The organism is Stappia stellulata, assembly GCF_020176715.1.
Taxonomy (GTDB): Bacteria; Pseudomonadota; Alphaproteobacteria; order Rhizobiales; family Stappiaceae; genus Stappia.
The window spans coordinates 106,711-120,882 of record NZ_JAIVMF010000008.1 but is presented as its reverse complement, the minus strand read 5'-3'; the positions used below and the strand labels follow the sequence as shown (position 1 = coordinate 120,882).

The window sequence follows — 14,172 nt, the reverse complement described above, 5'->3', positions numbered from 1 at the left end:
TAAATAGGGGGAGCCGCACCTGTTCGGCAAGATCTTGACGCGGGCGAAAATCCTGTCACATGAGTCGCATGACCATCAAATCCCATATCGAACAGCGTTTGAGCGACAACTTCGCCCCCGAGATCCTCGAGGTGATCGACGAATCCGAGAAGCACCGCGGCCACGGCGGCTGGCGGGAAGGCGGGGAAACCCACTTCCGCGTCCGGATCGTATCCGCCACATTCGAGGGTATGAACCGGGTCGCGCGGCACCGCGCGGTCAACGGCTGCCTGAAGGATGCGCTTGAGCAGGGCGTGCATGCGCTCGCCATCGAGGCGCGCGCCCCCGGCGAGGCGGACCCGCGCGGCGGCGGCCGGGCCACCGCGCCCGCCTGACGCGCGACGCATTCAACGCCGGACCGAGCCTGTCGTGCCGCCTTATCCCGGCTGCACGGTCGGCGCATGCGGAACCGGCCCGACCGCGGCGGTCTTCACCGTTCCAGCCGCCACCTTCGAAAGCGGCGTCATGCGCAGGCGGGTGATCCGGTTCTTCTCCCGTCGCAGCACGGTGAACCGGTAGTCGTGGAACGTGAAGGCCTGGCGCTCCTCCGGGATCATCCGCGCCTCGTGGATGACCAGACCCGCGATCGTCGTCGCCTCGTCGTCCGGCAGGCGCCAGTCGAACGCCCGATTGAGATCGCGGATCGGCACGCCGCCGTCGACGATGATCGAGCCGTCCGGCTGCGGACGCACGCCGGGCAGTTCGATATCGTGCTCGTCGGAAATCTCGCCGACGATCTCCTCCAGAATATCCTCCAGCGTCACCAGCCCCATGACCTCGCCGTATTCGTCGATGACGAGCGCGAAATGCGCCTTGCGCTTGAGGAAGGCGTTGAGCTGGTCCTGCAGGCTGGTCGTGTCAGGCACGAACCAGGGCGGCGACACCAGTTGCTCGACGTCGATCTGACCCACATCGCCCCCGGCCTTCGCCAGCGCGCGAAGCAGATCCTTGGCATGCAGCACGCCGATGTAATTGTCGGTCTCGCCGCGCCACAGCGGCAGGCGCGTGTGGGGGCTGTCGAGCGCGGCGGTAATCAGGGTCTGCGGATCGTCATCGGCGTTCAGCGCATTCATCTTGGTGCGATGAACCATCACGTCGGAGACTTCCAGGTCGGCCAGATCGAGCAGACCGCCAATGCGGTCGCGCTCGGCCTTTACAAGCCCACCTTCCAGGTGCTGCAGGTCGACGGTGCCGCGCAACTCCTCATGCGCCGACAGCACGTTGCGGTTTTCGGAGACATCGACGCCGAAGGTCTTGAGTATCGCCCGCACGATCACCTCGACGCCCATCACCACCGGCGCGAACAGGATGACCACCGGCCGCACGACCGGCGACACGGCAACGGCGAAGCGGTCCGGGTTGGAGATCGCCCATGTCTTTGGCAGGACCTCGGAGAAGATCAGCACCAGCATGGTCATCACCAGGGTCGCATAGACGACACCGGCATCGCCGAAGAAGCCGAGCAGCACGTTGGTGGCAAGCGCGGAGGCAAGAATGTTGACGAGATTGTTGCCCAGAAGCAGCGCGCCGATCAGGCGCTCGCGCGCGGAGATCAGCCGGCTGACCACGGCCGCGCGTTTCTCGCCGTTGCGCTCCATCTGCAGCATGCGCGCGCGCGACGCCGCCGTCAGCGCCGTCTCCGAGCCGGAGAAGAACCCGGACAGGGCAAGCAGCACAACGATTGCGATCACAGACAGCCAGAGACTTGCGTCACCCATGCATAACCTCGTCCGTGTTGAGTTCGGCTTCCAGAAACGCGCGCAGGACAGCCGGATCGACGCCGCGCTCGACGAAGGCCCGACCGATGCCGCGCGTCAGGATGAAGGTCAGCGCACCACGGCTCACCTTCTTGTCCTGCGCCATGATATCGAGAAATGTCCCGGCCGGCGGCATCTGACCGGGCACCTGCCGGATATGGGTGGGCAGGCCGACATCGGCAAGATGGCGCGCCGCACGCCTGGCGTCCTCGGGCGGGCACAGGCCAAGCCGGACGGAGAAATCGAAGGCGAGCCGCATGCCGATGGCAACGCCCTCGCCATGCACCAGCCGGGTGCCGTCATAGGCCACAACCGCCTCCAGCGCATGGCCGAAGGTATGGCCGAGGTTGAGGAGCGCGCGCGCGCCGCCCTCGCGTTCGTCCGCGGCAACGATCGCGGCCTTGGCCCGGCAGGACGCGGCAATCGCCTCAGCCCGTTCCGGCCCGCCGGCGAAGATCGCGGCGTGATTGGCCTCCAGCCAGTCGAAGAAGGCCGCATCGCCCAGAAGGCCGTATTTGACGACTTCGGCATAGCCTGCGCGAAACTCGCGCGCCGGCAGCGTGTCGAGCACATCCGTATCGGCGAGGACGAGTGCAGGCTGATGAAAGGCGCCGATCAGGTTCTTGCCCTGGCGCACGTTGATGCCGGTCTTGCCGCCGACGGAGCTGTCCACCTGGGCCAGCAGGCTTGTCGGGACCTGCACGAAGGGCATGCCCCGGCGCACGCTGGCCGCGACGTAGCCGGCAAGGTCCCCGACGACGCCGCCGCCCAGCGCGACAATGGCGTCGCCGCGCTCGAGCCGTGCTTCCAGCACCCGGTCGCAGACGGTCTCGAACACGTCGAACCGCTTGCTCGCCTCGCCGGGCGGCAGCAGGATCGCGGAATGTCCGATGCCGGCCGCATCCAGCGAGGCCTGCAAGGCCGACAGATGCAGCTCCGCCACGTTTTCGTCGCTGACGATGGCGACCCGTGCGCCTGGAAGAACCGCACCGATGTGCCGGCCGGCATCGGCGATCAATCCGCCGCCGATCAGGATGTCGTAGCTGCGGGATCCGAGATCGACGCCGACACGGGCGTTCTGCCGCTCGCTGGGCGGGTCGGACCGCTCGGGCGATGGCGCTCTTGGCGAATCGGACATTCCTGTCAGGCTCCTTGTTCGGACGGGCGAACGGTCGTTTCCGGCGCCGCTTCCAGTCCCAGATAGGTCTCGAGCGCCGATACCACATCGAGCACGACAGTCTCATGCGAGACGTCGCGAGACCACACCGTTACATCGGATTGTGCATAGACCGGATACCGCTCGTCCATGAGCCGGCGCATCACGCCTTCCGGATCGGGATCGTTGAGAAGCGGTCGCGTCGGCTTGCGGCGAACCCGGCTCATCACGACGGGCAGATCCGCCTTCAGCCAGACCGACAGGCCCGAGGCCGCGATCTCCGAGCGCGTCTCGGCATTCATGAAGGCACCGCCGCCGGTCGCCAGCACCTGGGCGCCGTTCTTGAGAAGCCGCGAGATCACCCGTTGCTCGCCGGCACGAAAATACGGCTCGCCATGCTGGGCGAAGATCTCGGCGATCGTCAGATTGGCCGCCGCCTCGATTTCGGTGTCGGCATCCACGAAGGGCAACCCCAGCGCATGGGCCAGCCGGCGTCCGACGCTGGACTTGCCGCATCCCATGATGCCGACCAGCACCAGGGGCCGTCCGTCGAGGGCGGCCACCAGACGGCGGGCTCGATCCGCTTCGACAAGCTTTTGCATCGCGGACATGTTAAGACCCACCCTCCCTCGCGTTTCCTTCGCTTTGCCCTTCCCGCCCCCGGGTCGTCAAGCCTTCCCGCGAAGAGGCTTGCCCTTTCCCGGCGCGGGCGATGCGCAAAACCCGCCGTTTTTCTTGCAAGCAGGCACCGGATTGGTCAAAACAGGAAAGATCTCTCCGTCGTTTTGACGAGTTCGCGGAGTTGGAATGCCCACTTTGACCCGTCTTCTGGTCGCGCTCGTGGTCCTTGCCGGGCTGGGCGCGGCGGCTGTCTATTCGCTCGGCACCTTCGTGGAGCCGTCGCCGCGCGAGATCACGGTCCGCCTCAGGGTCGACGGATTCGGACGCTAGACCACGAGACCGGAAAGACGAAAAAGGCGGACCCGTGATGGCCTCCGACGGCATCCTGATCGAGGGCTTTCTCGAGATGCTCTCCGCGGAACGCGGCGCAGCGCTCAACACGCTTGAAAACTACCGCCGCGACCTGGAAGGCTTCAGCGACTTCGTCGCCGCCATGGGCGGAACCCTGCAGACGGCGGACAAGGACGCCGTGACCGGCTATCTCCGCGACCTCGCCACCCGCGGCTTCGCGGCGAGCACCCAGGCCCGCCACCTGTCGGCATTGCGCCAGTTCTACCGGCACCTGTTTTCCGACGGCCTGCGCGGCGACGATCCGACCCGCAGCGTGTCCTCCCCCAAGACCCGCCCGTCCCTGCCCCGGGTCCTCAGCATCGAGGACGTCGACCGGCTGCTTGGCACAGCGCGCGACGAAGCGCTTGTCGGCGAGACAAGCCAGGCGGCGAGATTGCGCGCCTTGCGCCTGCATGCGTTGCTGGAGGTGCTCTACGCCACCGGCCTGCGCGTGTCGGAACTGGTGTCGCTTCCGCTCACCGCCGCACTGCGCGACGAGCGGCTGATCTCGGTGCGCGGCAAGGGCAACAAGGAGCGCGCCGTCCCGTTGAACGATGCCGCCCGCGACGCCATGCGCCGCCATGTGGAGGCGCGAAAGGCTGCCGGAGCGGACGCCGGATCCAGATGGCTATTCCCCTCCCACGGCGAAAGCGGCCATCTGACCCGCCAGGCCTTCGCTCGCGACCTCAAGGCGCTGGCCGTGCGGGCCGGGCTGGACACGCAGGCGCTTTCGCCGCACGTCCTGCGCCATGCCTTCGCCTCGCACCTGCTGCAGAACGGCGCGGACCTGCGCGTGGTCCAGCAGCTGCTCGGCCATGCCGACATTTCGACGACGCAGATCTACACCCATGTGCTCGACGCCCGCCTGAAGGCGCTTGTCGAGGCGCATCATCCGCTCGCCGGATCCTGAGTCATGAGGTCTAACGCGGAATCAGCACCCAGCAATCGAAGTCGAGAATGACGGACGGGTCGTATCGCCCCTCGGCATCGACCAGCGGGAAATCGGCGCAGGCCCGGTCCTTGGTCGCGATCATGCGAAGCCGCAGCGCGCCGACATCCTCGCGTCCCTCCAGCGTCGCCTTTTCGATCACCTCCGACCAGGCATGGACCGTGTCGCCCGCAAACAGCGGCGCCACGTGCCGGCCGGCATTGATGCCGGCGATATGGAAGGCGTTGCCCAGCCCGTTGAACGACAGCGAGCGGGCGAGCGAAATCACGTGCCCGCCATAGATCAGCCGCCGGCCGAACCTACCCTGGCCTTCCGAATGCTGGTTGAAATGCACCTTGGCGGTGTTCTGGTAAAGTCGGGTGGCGATCTGGTGCTCCGCTTCCTCCACCGTCATGCCGTCGACATGGTCGATGCGCTCGCCGACCGCATAGTCGTCGAAGCGGAACGGCGCGCCGGAGAGATCGAAATCCCAGGCGCCGACGTTGATCATCGGACAGGCATCGCCCAGCCCTTCCGGCGCGATCGCCTCGGGAAGCTCGGGCACCACCGGCTCCGGCGCGGGCGAGGCGGCGTCGCGCTTGCGCACCATTACCCAGCGCACATAGTCGAGCACTTCCGTGCCGTCCTGCTTGTAGCCGGTGGAACGGACATAGACGACGCCGGTCTTGCCGTTGGAGTTTTCCTTGACGCCAATGACTTCGGACACCGCCGACAACGTGTCGCCCGGATAGACCGGCGCCAGAAAGCGCCCGCCCGCATAGCCGAGGTTCGCCACCGCGTTGAGGGAAATATCCGGAACCGTCTTGCCGAAGACGATGTGAAACACGAGCAAATCGTCGACCGGCGCATGGGGATAGTGGATCGCGCGTGCGAAGGCGTCGGAGGACTGCACGGCGAAGCGCGATCCGTAAAGGGCGGTATAGAGCGCCACGTCACCGCTGGTGACCGTGCGCGGCGTTGCATGGCGCATCACCTGACCGACGCGAAAATCCTCGAAAAAATTGCCCGGATTGGTCTTGCTCACGGTTCATCCCTTCTGCATGTCGCACGTGTTCGGCCGGCCGGGGCATATGACAGCGCGGGCGGGCCGCTTGCAAGTCGGACCTATGACGGAGCGCCCGCCGCAGCGACCTCATACGCAATTTCGCGTACTGGCCCTGTCGCGGGGCAATGCCCTAGGGTTATTTGCTGCGCGCGGGCCGTTTCGCGCGAGCGCGAGGATCTGCCATGCCCTGGAGACGCACTGCTTCCGACCCCAAGCCGTTCTCGGATCTGCGTCCGAAAGGCGACGACACGGCGGCTTTCCCGCCGAGCCTCCTCGACGGCTACCGGAAATACCGCGAACGCTCCCACACACCGCATCGCCCCGATTACGAGCGGCTTGCCGTCTACGGCCAGGAGCCGCAGGTGATGGTGATCTCCTGCTGCGACAGCCGGGTCACGCCGGAAGGAATCTTCGGCGCCGGGCCGGGCGAGCTGTTCGTGGTGCGCAATGTCGCCAATCTCGTGCCGCCGCACGGCCCCGACGGCGACTACCATTCGACCAGCGCGGCGCTTGAATTCGCCGTTCAGGCGCTCAAGGTGCGCCACATCGTGGTGCTCGGCCATTGCCGCTGCGGCGGCGTGAAAGCCTTTCTCAACGGCGATGCAGGCCCGCTTTCGCCGGGCGATTTCATCGGCAAGTGGATGAGCCTGCTGGAACCGGCAGCCGAGTTCCGCTGCCTGCCCGCGGAACGGGCCGAGGACCCCCAGCTCGCGCTCGAATACGCCGGCGTGCGCCAGTCGCTCGCCAATCTGCGGACCTTCCCCTGCGTGCGCCTGCTCGAGGAGCGCGGCCGCCTGTCGCTTCACGGCGCCTGGTTCGATATCGGCTCCGGCGAGTTGCGGGTGCTGGACGCCGCCACCGGCCGGTTCGAGTTGTGCACCCACCGCCCGGGCATCCCGGCCAATCCGTGAAGGTCGCCTCCCGGACGCAATAATGTTGCGCAAGGCGCGTCACTCGACTAAACCGCCTGCCGATACGTAGGAATGCGGGCATTTTCGTTCGCGGACGCTCGGGGGCGCTTATGGGCGACACGCTGGCCATTGCCTTGACCAATCTGACGTCGCCGATGGTGCTGTTCTTCGCACTGGGGCTTGCCGCCGCACTCGCGCGTTCCGACCTGGCCCTGCCCGAGGCGGTCGCCAAGGCGCTGGCGCTCTATCTCATGCTTGCGATCGGCTTCAAGGGCGGCGTCGGCGTGGCGGCACATGGCGTCGACGCCAAGCTGATCGCCGCGCTTGCCGCCGGTGCGGTGCTCTCCGCGCTGATCCCGCTCGTAGCCTTCGGCATTCTTTCGCTCGTCTCGGATCTGCCGCGCGCCGACCGGGCGGCGGTCGCGGGCCACTATGGCTCCATCTCCATCGTCACGCTGGTCGCTGCCACCGAGACCATGAAATCGCTCGGCCTCGACTACGAAGGCTATCTGGTGGCGGTTGCCGCGGTGATGGAAACGCCGGCGATCCTGACCGCGCTGTGGCTGGCCGCGCGCGGGCGAAAGCGCGATGCCGCCCAGGAGGAAGAAAACGGCTCGCTGTTTCGCGAAATCGCCCTCAACGGCTCGATCGTCGTTCTGGTCGGCGCCTTCGCCATCGGCCTGATCACCGGCGAGAAGGGGCTTGCCGACATCGCCCCCTTCATCGTCGATCCGTTCAAGGGCATCCTCTGCCTGTTCCTGCTCGACATGGGCGTGATCGCCGGCCGCGGCTTGCGCGCCGGATACCGCAGCCTGACGCCTGCGGTGATCGTCTTCGGGCTGACCATGCCGCTGATCGGCGCGGTAATCGCCGCTCCTGCCGCCTGGGCCATCGGCCTGTCGGCTGGCGGCGCGGCACTGCTGTTGACGCTGGCGGCCTCCGCCTCCTACATCGCCGTACCGGCGGCGATGCGTGTCGCCCTGCCGGAGGCGCGCCCGGCGATCTATCTGACCCTGTCGCTCGGCGTGACCTTTCCGTTTAACCTGACCGTCGGCATTCCGCTTTACGCGGCGATCGGACAGTATCTGACCGGCTGAGGAGGGCGGCGCGATGCAGACCTATGCGAAGAAACGGCTCGAGATCATCGTCGAGGCGCCGATCCAAGAGCGCCTGACGGCCCTGCTCGACCGCCTCGCGGTCACCGGCTACACGGTGCTGCCGGCATTGGCCGGACGCGGACACAGCGGCGAATGGAGCCGGGAGGGTCTCGTCGGCGGTGCGGGGCGCATGATCGTCATCGTCTGCCTGCTCGATGCCGAGCGCGTCGACAGCGTTCTGGAAGCCGTGTTTTCGATGGTCTCGCGCCGCACCGGCATCGTCTCCATCTGCGACGTGCAGGTGGTGCGCCCGGAACACTTCTGAGGCGCAGCCCTCGATCCCTCCGTCGCGGTTCAGTGAAAATTCCGCCCCCTGGGCATCGCGGCCCTGACCTTGTCTCCGGCCCGATCCTGACGCGAGCGCGTGTGCACGTCGCGGGTCCGGGACAGTTCCGGCACCTCGCGCACAAGCTCGGCAAGCCCGCTGCCCGGCTGCAGCTTGTGCCGCTGGTCCGGCACCGGCCGCCTGACCTCGTCGGCACGGGCAAGGCCGGCATCCGCGATACTGTCGTCGGAGAGATCGGCCAGCATCGGCGTCGCATCCTCCAGCGTGTCGGCGATCAGATGCACCACGCCCTGGTCCGACTGCACCTTGCCGCGCACCCGCAAAAGCCGCGCGCCGAGAACGATGGCGCGATGGCGCTCGAACACCTTGGGCCAGACCACGATGTTGGCAACACCCGTCTCGTCTTCCAGCGTCATGAAGATCACCCCGCTTGCCGTGCCGGGCCGCTGCCGCACCAGAACGAGGCCGGCCACCTCGCGGCGCACCCCGTTGCGCGTGCGTGACAGCGCATCGCAGGGCACGATCGACAGCCGGTCGAGGCGCTTGCGCAGGAAGACGACCGGATGCGCCTTGAGGGACAGCGACAGGGCGCGGTAGTCCGCCACGACATGAGCGCCCGGCGGCATCGGCGGCAGATCCGCATCCGGTTCAAGGCGCAACTCGCCAAGGGCCGCCGTGTCGAACAGCGGCAACCGCGTCGGCTCGCCGCCCGCGTCCAGCCCCTGCGCCACCCAGAGCGCCGCCCGCCGGTCGAGCCCGATGGAGCGAAAGGCGTCGGCCTCCGCAAGCCGGGCGATGGCGCGTTTCGACAGGCCGGAGCGCAGCCAGAGATCGCGCACGGAATCGTAGCCCTCCCCCCGCCGCGCGATCAGCGTCTTCATGTCCTCCTCCCGCAAACCCTTGGCACTGCGCAGCCCGAGCCGCACCGCCCGCCGGCTCAGGACCGTGCCGCGCATCTCGGCGTGGCGCGGATGCAGCCGACCAGCCGCCGGCGCTCCCGCCTCCAGCGTCGCGTCCCAGTCGGAGAGGTTGATGTCGACATCGCGCACCTCCACGCCGTGTTCGCGCGCGTCGCGCACCAACTGCGCCGGCGCGTAGAAGCCGAGCGGCTGCGCATTTAGCATGCCGGCCAGGAACACGTCCGGATAGCGCGCCTTGAGCCAGGCGGAGGCATAGACAAGAAGCGCGAAACTCGCCGCATGGCTTTCGGGAAAGCCGTATTCGCCAAAACCCTCGATCTGGCGGAAACAGCGTTCGGCGAACTCCGCCTCATAGCCGCGCGCCACCATGCCGTCGATCATCTTGCGCTGGAAGGTGCCGATGGTGCCGACCCGGCGAAAGGTCGCCATCGCCCGCCGCAGCCGGTCGGCCTCGCCCGGCGAGAACCCGGCAGCGACGATGGCGATCCGCATCGCCTGTTCCTGGAACAGCGGCACGCCGAGCGTCTTGCCGAGCACCTCCTCCAGTTCCTTTTTCGGATAGACCACCTTCTCCAGCCGCTGCCGGCGGCGCAGATAGGGATGCACCATGTCGCCCTGGATCGGCCCGGGGCGCACGATCGCCACCTCGATCACCAGGTCGTAGAAATTGCGCGGCTTCAAACGCGGCAGCATCGTCATCTGCGCCCGGCTTTCCACCTGGAACACCCCGAGCGAATCCGCCCGGCAGAGCATGTCGTAGACCTCCGGTTCCTCGGGGGGAATGGAGGCCAGCGTTTCCGACCGGCCGTAGTCCTCGCGCAGCAGGTCGAGGCTCTTGCGGATCGCCGTCAGCATGCCGAGCGCCAGGATGTCGATCTTCAGCATGCCGAGCGATTCCAGATCGTCCTTGTCCCATTCGATGACGGTGCGCCCCTCCATGGCGGCGTTCTGGATCGGCACCACCGAATCGAGCCGCCCCCGGGTGATGACGAACCCGCCGACATGCTGGGAGAGATGACGCGGAAAGCCGATGATCTCGCGCGACAGCCGCGCCACCAGCGCGAGACGCGGGTCGGCGGGATCGAGCCCCGCCTCGCGCAGCATGCGCTGGTCGATCCCCTTGGACGACCAGCCCCAGATGGTGCCGGCAAGACGGTTGAGCGTGTCCTGCGACAGCCCGAAAACCTTGCCCACCTCGCGCACGGCCGAGCGGGTGCGATAGGTGATCACGGTGGCGGCCAGCCCCGCGCGCTCACGGCCGTATTTCTCGTAGATATACTGGATCACCTCCTCGCGCCGCTCGTGCTCGAAGTCGACGTCGATATCCGGCGGTTCGCGCCGCTCGGGCGAGATGAACCGCTCGAACAGCAAATCCCCGCGCGCCGGATCCACCTCGGTGATGCCGAGGCAGAAACACACGGCCGAATTGGCTGCCGAGCCGCGCCCCTGCGCCAGGATCCCGCGCGCACGCGCGAAGCGGACGATGTCCTGCACGGTGAGAAAATAGGGCGCATAGGCGAGCTCCTCGATCAGCGCGAGCTCGCCCCGGATCGTCGTCTCGACCCTGGGCGGAACGCCCTGCGGATAGCGGCGCTCCGCTCCCAGCCAGGTCAGCCGCTCCAGCTCCTGCTGCGGCGTGGCGCTCAGGCCGGTCGCCTCCTCCGGATACTCATAGGCGAGATCGTCGAGCGAAAACGTCAGGCTCTCCAGCACGGCGACGGTCTCGGCCAGCGCCTCGGGGGCCGCGCGAAAGACATGCGCCATCGCTTCCGCGCCTTTCAGGTGGCGCTCCGCATTGGCTTGCAGCCGGCGCCCCGCACTCTCCAGCGTCTCATGCAGGCGAATGCAGCTCAAAACGTCCTGCAAGGGCCGGCGTTCGGCGACGTGATAGAGCACGTCGTTGGTGGCAAGCAGCAAAACGCCGGCCTTGCGCGCGATCTCGGCGAGTCGCTCCAGCCGGCGACGGTCGTCCGCGCCATAGCCCAGCGCCACCGCCAGGCGGGGGCGGTCCGCAAAGACCTCGCGCAAACGGACAAGCAGCGCTTTCAGGCCGGCCTCTTCCTCGGGAGCCGGGATCGGGGCAAGCACCAGCCCCTCGCCCCAGGCGACGAGATCCTCCACGGTGAGGTGGCACTCTCCCTTCGGCGCGCGCCGGTTGCCGATGGTCAAAAGCCGCGTCAGCCGGCCGTAGGCCTGCCGGTCGCGCGGCCAGGCCAGGATATCCGGCGTGCCGTCGCAAAACGCCAGCCGGCAGCCGACCGCGAGCCGCAGGCCGACCTCCTTCGCCGCCATATGAGCGCGCACCACGCCGGCGAGCGAGTTGCGGTCGCAGATCCCCAGAGCCGCCAGCCCCAGTTCGCCGGCACGGCGCACCAGTTCCTCCGGATGCGACGCGCCGCGCAGGAAGGAGAAATTCGTCGCCGCGCAGAGTTCGGCATATGTCGGAGCAGGTCCGCTCATGCATATAGCCCCTGCAGGAACCAGCGCGGCGCGCGCAGTTCAACACCCGCATCCGCCTCATAAAAACCTTCCCGATAGAGCCAGAAACGCCGTCCCTCGCCATCCTCCACCCGGTAATAGTCGCGCGCCTGCGGCGGTTGCGGGCTCTGCCACCAGGGCGGCACCAGCCGTTCCGGCCCCTCGCAGGCGCGCACCTCATAAAGCGCCCGCCGCCAGCGGAAGCGAAGCGGCGGCCCCTCGGGCACCATCGCCACCGCCTCGACCGGTTCGGGCGGATCGATCAGCCGCAAGGGACGTAGCTGCGGCGTGTCGGGCGCAACCGGCGTCTCGGAGCACCAGACAAGCGCGGTCGTGTCGACGAGTGCTGCCGGCACCAGTTTCTGGCGCGCCTCCGGCAGATGGCTGTCGCACGGCAGGAACCGCGCGACGCGGGCGATGCCGAGGCGTGCGCCGAGACGGTCGATCAACGCATCAAGCGCTTCCGTCTGCTCGCCCGCTTGCGTGAAATCGGACTGAACCGCCTCGAAACGCTGCGCTTCCAGCACGCACAGGCGCACCAGATCGAAGCCGAAGCCCGCGTCGAAATCGTCGCCAAGGGCGGCGAGCCTTTCCGCGAACAGGCCGAGCACCCTTGCCGGCTCGCGCAAGGCACGGCTGGTCCCCACCGTCACGCGGTTGACCACGCCGTCGACCCGGAACAGCGCCAGTTCGAAGGCCCGCCCGCCCTCGCCGCGTCGCTCCAGATCGCGCGACAACCGCTCGGCCAACGCCAGGATCACGCCGCGCACATCCTCCTCGCGGGAGATCGGCTCGAAGAACCGCCGGTCCGCGGCCAAAAGCGGCACGGCCAGACGCGGCGAGATCGGCTCCGCCTCGTCGCCCCGCAGCCGGTCGATGCGGCGCACCAGCTCCCGTCCGAACCGGGAGGCGAGCGGTCCCCGCGGCCGGTCGACCACATCGGCGATCCGCGTCAGCCCGACACGGGCAAGCGCATCGACCGTGGCCTCCTCCAGCCGCAGGGCGGCGATCGGCAGGGCGACAAGCGCGTCACGCCAGGCGCCGGGTGCAATGCCTGCGCCCGCCGCCGCGCCGGCCAGGCCGTCCGGCTCGGGCGCATGCCGCGCCAGTGCCCAGGCCGCCGCTGGCGTATCGGCAACGGCCGCGCGCGCCGCAAAACCCTGATCGCCCAGCCGGCGCAGGCAATCGTCCATCAGCGCGCGCTCGCCGGCCGGAAGCCCGTCGTCCTGGGTCGCGCCGGCGCCGTCGCGGGCGAAGAGATGGGCACAGCCGGTGATGTCGAGCAACAGGCCGTCGTCGCTATCCAGCGCAACCAGCGGCGTATAGCGGTCGCACCAGTCGGCAAGCGCGGCCAGCAAGGCCGCTTCCTCGGCGGGCGCCTGCGCATCGCTCGCCAGACCCGGATGCCGGGCGCGGGCATCGGCCAGCGGTTCGCCCGCCAGGATCCCGAGCGCGCGGGCCGCCGCGTTCAGCGCCACGATGCGCTCCGTTCCCTTGCGGGTGGCGATCACCGCGCGCGGGAGGGCCTCAGCGCCGCGCGAACGCCACGACGCGCCCCGTTCCAGGCGCTCCAGCCGGTCCGTCGCCAGTTCGGGGAACCACAGGCTCACGATCCGCTGGCGCGGCGAAACTTCGCATCGCATGATCCCACTCCAGCTCCACGGTGCCGGGACGCCCGTCCCGATTGCGTTGCAGCTCCACCCGCCAGCCGGGCCGGCCAAGGGGGGCAAGTCGACGGTCCTCCCGTCCTCCACTCGGTCGCGCGGCGATGCGAAACCGCGTGACCGCGGCCGTCGGCGCCGCGCCGCCGGCATGCCGCAGCAAAAAGGCAGTCGCGCCGCCCGCTTCCGCGCGCAGCAAAAGCCGCCGCGATGCGGTAAGATCGAGCGCCCGGGGCGCGCCCCGCATCTCCGCGACGACCGCGCAGACCCCCTTCGCCTGAACCCCCTCCTCCACCGCCCACAGCATCTCCGCGACACAGCGCGCGCGCACTAGAACAACCCGCGCGGGATCGAGCCCGAAGCGCGCCAGCCCTTCCGCATTGGGAGACCCGGTCTCCCGTCCGCCATCGGGTTCCATGACCCAGAGCACCGCCCCAGTGCGCCGGGCTGCGAGACAGGACAGCAGCGCGGCGGCAAACCCGGTCAACGCGCCGCCGGACCGGCTTTCCGCGCTTGTCGCCTCATGCAGCGTGCCGCAAGGCATGCCGGCGGCGGCGAACAGCCCGTCGAAACCGGCAACGCCGGTGAGAAGGCGGGCCGGACCCTGCCCGTTTGCGGCGGAGGCAGGGTCCGGCTGGAGCTGCGCCTCGCTGGAGAGGCGTCCCTCGAGTGCCGCAATGCGGCTGCGCAGCTCGACGAGGCGCGTTCGGTCCGGATCGGGTCGGGGCACGGCAACCACTTTTGTTCCTGTTATGTTCTGATAGATTCCGAAACACGCGGTCAGAGTCAAGCGCCTCGTCAT

The 14,172-nt window shown here is 68.3% G+C and carries 13 protein-coding genes; 6 read left to right on the top strand and 7 right to left on the bottom strand.

From position 1 onward, the window contains the following. The first annotated feature begins 68 nt into the window (after positions 1-68). Positions 69-374, top strand: coding sequence for a BolA family protein (locus tag LC092_RS11720; RefSeq protein ID WP_224806713.1), 306 nt, complete (start codon positions 69-71; stop codon positions 372-374). Between the two features lie 42 nt (positions 375-416). Here LC092_RS11720 and LC092_RS11715 read toward each other — a convergent pair whose 3' ends face one another. From LC092_RS11715 to LC092_RS11705, 3 genes are read right to left on the bottom strand one after another with little or no spacing between them, the layout of a single operon-like run. Then, positions 417-1,757, bottom strand: coding sequence for an HlyC/CorC family transporter (locus LC092_RS11715; protein WP_224806712.1), 1,341 nt, complete (start codon positions 1,755-1,757; stop codon positions 417-419). Beyond that, complete coding sequence (aroB, locus tag LC092_RS11710; protein ID WP_224806711.1) at positions 1,750-2,934, bottom strand: 3-dehydroquinate synthase; 1,185 nt, start codon at positions 2,932-2,934, stop codon at positions 1,750-1,752. Before aroB ends, LC092_RS11715 begins: the two co-directional genes overlap by 8 nt. Before the next feature lie 5 nt (positions 2,935-2,939). Next, a complete protein-coding gene (locus LC092_RS11705) occupies positions 2,940-3,563 on the bottom strand; it encodes a shikimate kinase (RefSeq protein ID WP_412103572.1) in 624 nt (207 codons plus the stop codon). A gap of 196 nt (positions 3,564-3,759) precedes the next feature. Between LC092_RS11705 and LC092_RS11700 the strand changes: the two genes are divergently transcribed. Both LC092_RS11700 and xerD read left to right on the top strand, forming a co-directional pair. After that, the gene (locus LC092_RS11700) at positions 3,760-3,903 is read left to right on the top strand and encodes a hypothetical protein (protein WP_224806710.1); all 144 of its coding nucleotides are present in this window, start codon (positions 3,760-3,762) and stop codon (positions 3,901-3,903) included. 37 nt (positions 3,904-3,940) lie between these two features. Continuing rightward, the gene (gene xerD, locus LC092_RS11695) at positions 3,941-4,873 is read left to right on the top strand and encodes a site-specific tyrosine recombinase XerD (protein WP_224806709.1); all 933 of its coding nucleotides are present in this window, start codon (positions 3,941-3,943) and stop codon (positions 4,871-4,873) included. Between the two features lie 10 nt (positions 4,874-4,883). On the opposite strand, the gene LC092_RS11690 is transcribed toward xerD, so the two are convergent. Continuing rightward, positions 4,884-5,936, bottom strand: a complete 1,053-nt coding sequence (locus LC092_RS11690) for a MaoC family dehydratase (RefSeq protein ID WP_224806708.1) — start codon at positions 5,934-5,936, stop codon at positions 4,884-4,886. Positions 5,937-6,139: 203 nt separating this feature from the next. Between LC092_RS11690 and LC092_RS11685 the strand changes: the two genes are divergently transcribed. The 3 genes from LC092_RS11685 to LC092_RS11675 all read left to right on the top strand — a co-directional run bounded on the left by LC092_RS11685 (position 6,140) and on the right by LC092_RS11675 (position 8,290). Continuing rightward, positions 6,140-6,868, top strand: a complete 729-nt coding sequence (locus LC092_RS11685; protein WP_224806707.1) for a carbonic anhydrase — start codon at positions 6,140-6,142, stop codon at positions 6,866-6,868. A gap of 110 nt (positions 6,869-6,978) precedes the next feature. After that, positions 6,979-7,965 carry a sodium-dependent bicarbonate transport family permease gene (locus LC092_RS11680; protein ID WP_224806706.1) on the top strand — a complete coding sequence of 329 codons (987 nt, stop codon included), beginning with the start codon at positions 6,979-6,981 and terminating at the stop codon, positions 7,963-7,965. Between the two features lie 13 nt (positions 7,966-7,978). Continuing rightward, positions 7,979-8,290, top strand: coding sequence for a DUF190 domain-containing protein (locus LC092_RS11675; RefSeq protein ID WP_224806705.1), 312 nt, complete (start codon positions 7,979-7,981; stop codon positions 8,288-8,290). Between the two features lie 29 nt (positions 8,291-8,319). Here LC092_RS11675 and LC092_RS11670 read toward each other — a convergent pair whose 3' ends face one another. The 3 genes from LC092_RS11670 to LC092_RS11660 are packed head-to-tail and all read right to left on the bottom strand — an operon-like array spanning position 8,320 to position 14,100. Next, entirely contained in the window at positions 8,320-11,691 is a 3,372-nt protein-coding gene (locus LC092_RS11670; RefSeq protein ID WP_224806704.1) for an error-prone DNA polymerase, read from the bottom strand. After that, positions 11,688-13,352 (bottom strand): Y-family DNA polymerase, encoded by a 1,665-nt coding sequence (locus LC092_RS11665; protein WP_224806703.1) that lies wholly within the window; start codon positions 13,350-13,352, stop codon positions 11,688-11,690. The genes LC092_RS11670 and LC092_RS11665 overlap by 4 nt, the downstream gene beginning before the upstream one ends. Further along, the gene (locus tag LC092_RS11660) at positions 13,237-14,100 is read right to left on the bottom strand and encodes an ImuA family protein (protein ID WP_224806702.1); all 864 of its coding nucleotides are present in this window, start codon (positions 14,098-14,100) and stop codon (positions 13,237-13,239) included. The genes LC092_RS11665 and LC092_RS11660 overlap by 116 nt, the downstream gene beginning before the upstream one ends. Positions 14,101-14,172: the final 72 nt, after the last annotated feature.

Coding starts and splice junctions, on each gene's coding strand:
- LC092_RS11720 (WP_224806713.1), top strand. CDS start 69: ATGACCATCAAATCCCATATCGAACAGCGTTTGAGCGACAACTTCGCC.
- LC092_RS11715 (WP_224806712.1), bottom strand. CDS start 1,757: ATGGGTGACGCAAGTCTCTGGCTGTCTGTGATCGCAATCGTTGTGCTG.
- aroB (WP_224806711.1), bottom strand. CDS start 2,934: ATGTCCGATTCGCCAAGAGCGCCATCGCCCGAGCGGTCCGACCCGCCC.
- LC092_RS11705 (WP_412103572.1), bottom strand. CDS start 3,563: ATGTCCGCGATGCAAAAGCTTGTCGAAGCGGATCGAGCCCGCCGTCTG.
- LC092_RS11700 (WP_224806710.1), top strand. CDS start 3,760: ATGCCCACTTTGACCCGTCTTCTGGTCGCGCTCGTGGTCCTTGCCGGG.
- xerD (WP_224806709.1), top strand. CDS start 3,941: ATGGCCTCCGACGGCATCCTGATCGAGGGCTTTCTCGAGATGCTCTCC.
- LC092_RS11685 (WP_224806707.1), top strand. CDS start 6,140: ATGCCCTGGAGACGCACTGCTTCCGACCCCAAGCCGTTCTCGGATCTG.
- LC092_RS11680 (WP_224806706.1), top strand. CDS start 6,979: ATGGGCGACACGCTGGCCATTGCCTTGACCAATCTGACGTCGCCGATG.
- LC092_RS11675 (WP_224806705.1), top strand. CDS start 7,979: ATGCAGACCTATGCGAAGAAACGGCTCGAGATCATCGTCGAGGCGCCG.
- LC092_RS11670 (WP_224806704.1), bottom strand. CDS start 11,691: ATGAGCGGACCTGCTCCGACATATGCCGAACTCTGCGCGGCGACGAAT.
- LC092_RS11665 (WP_224806703.1), bottom strand. CDS start 13,352: ATGCGATGCGAAGTTTCGCCGCGCCAGCGGATCGTGAGCCTGTGGTTC.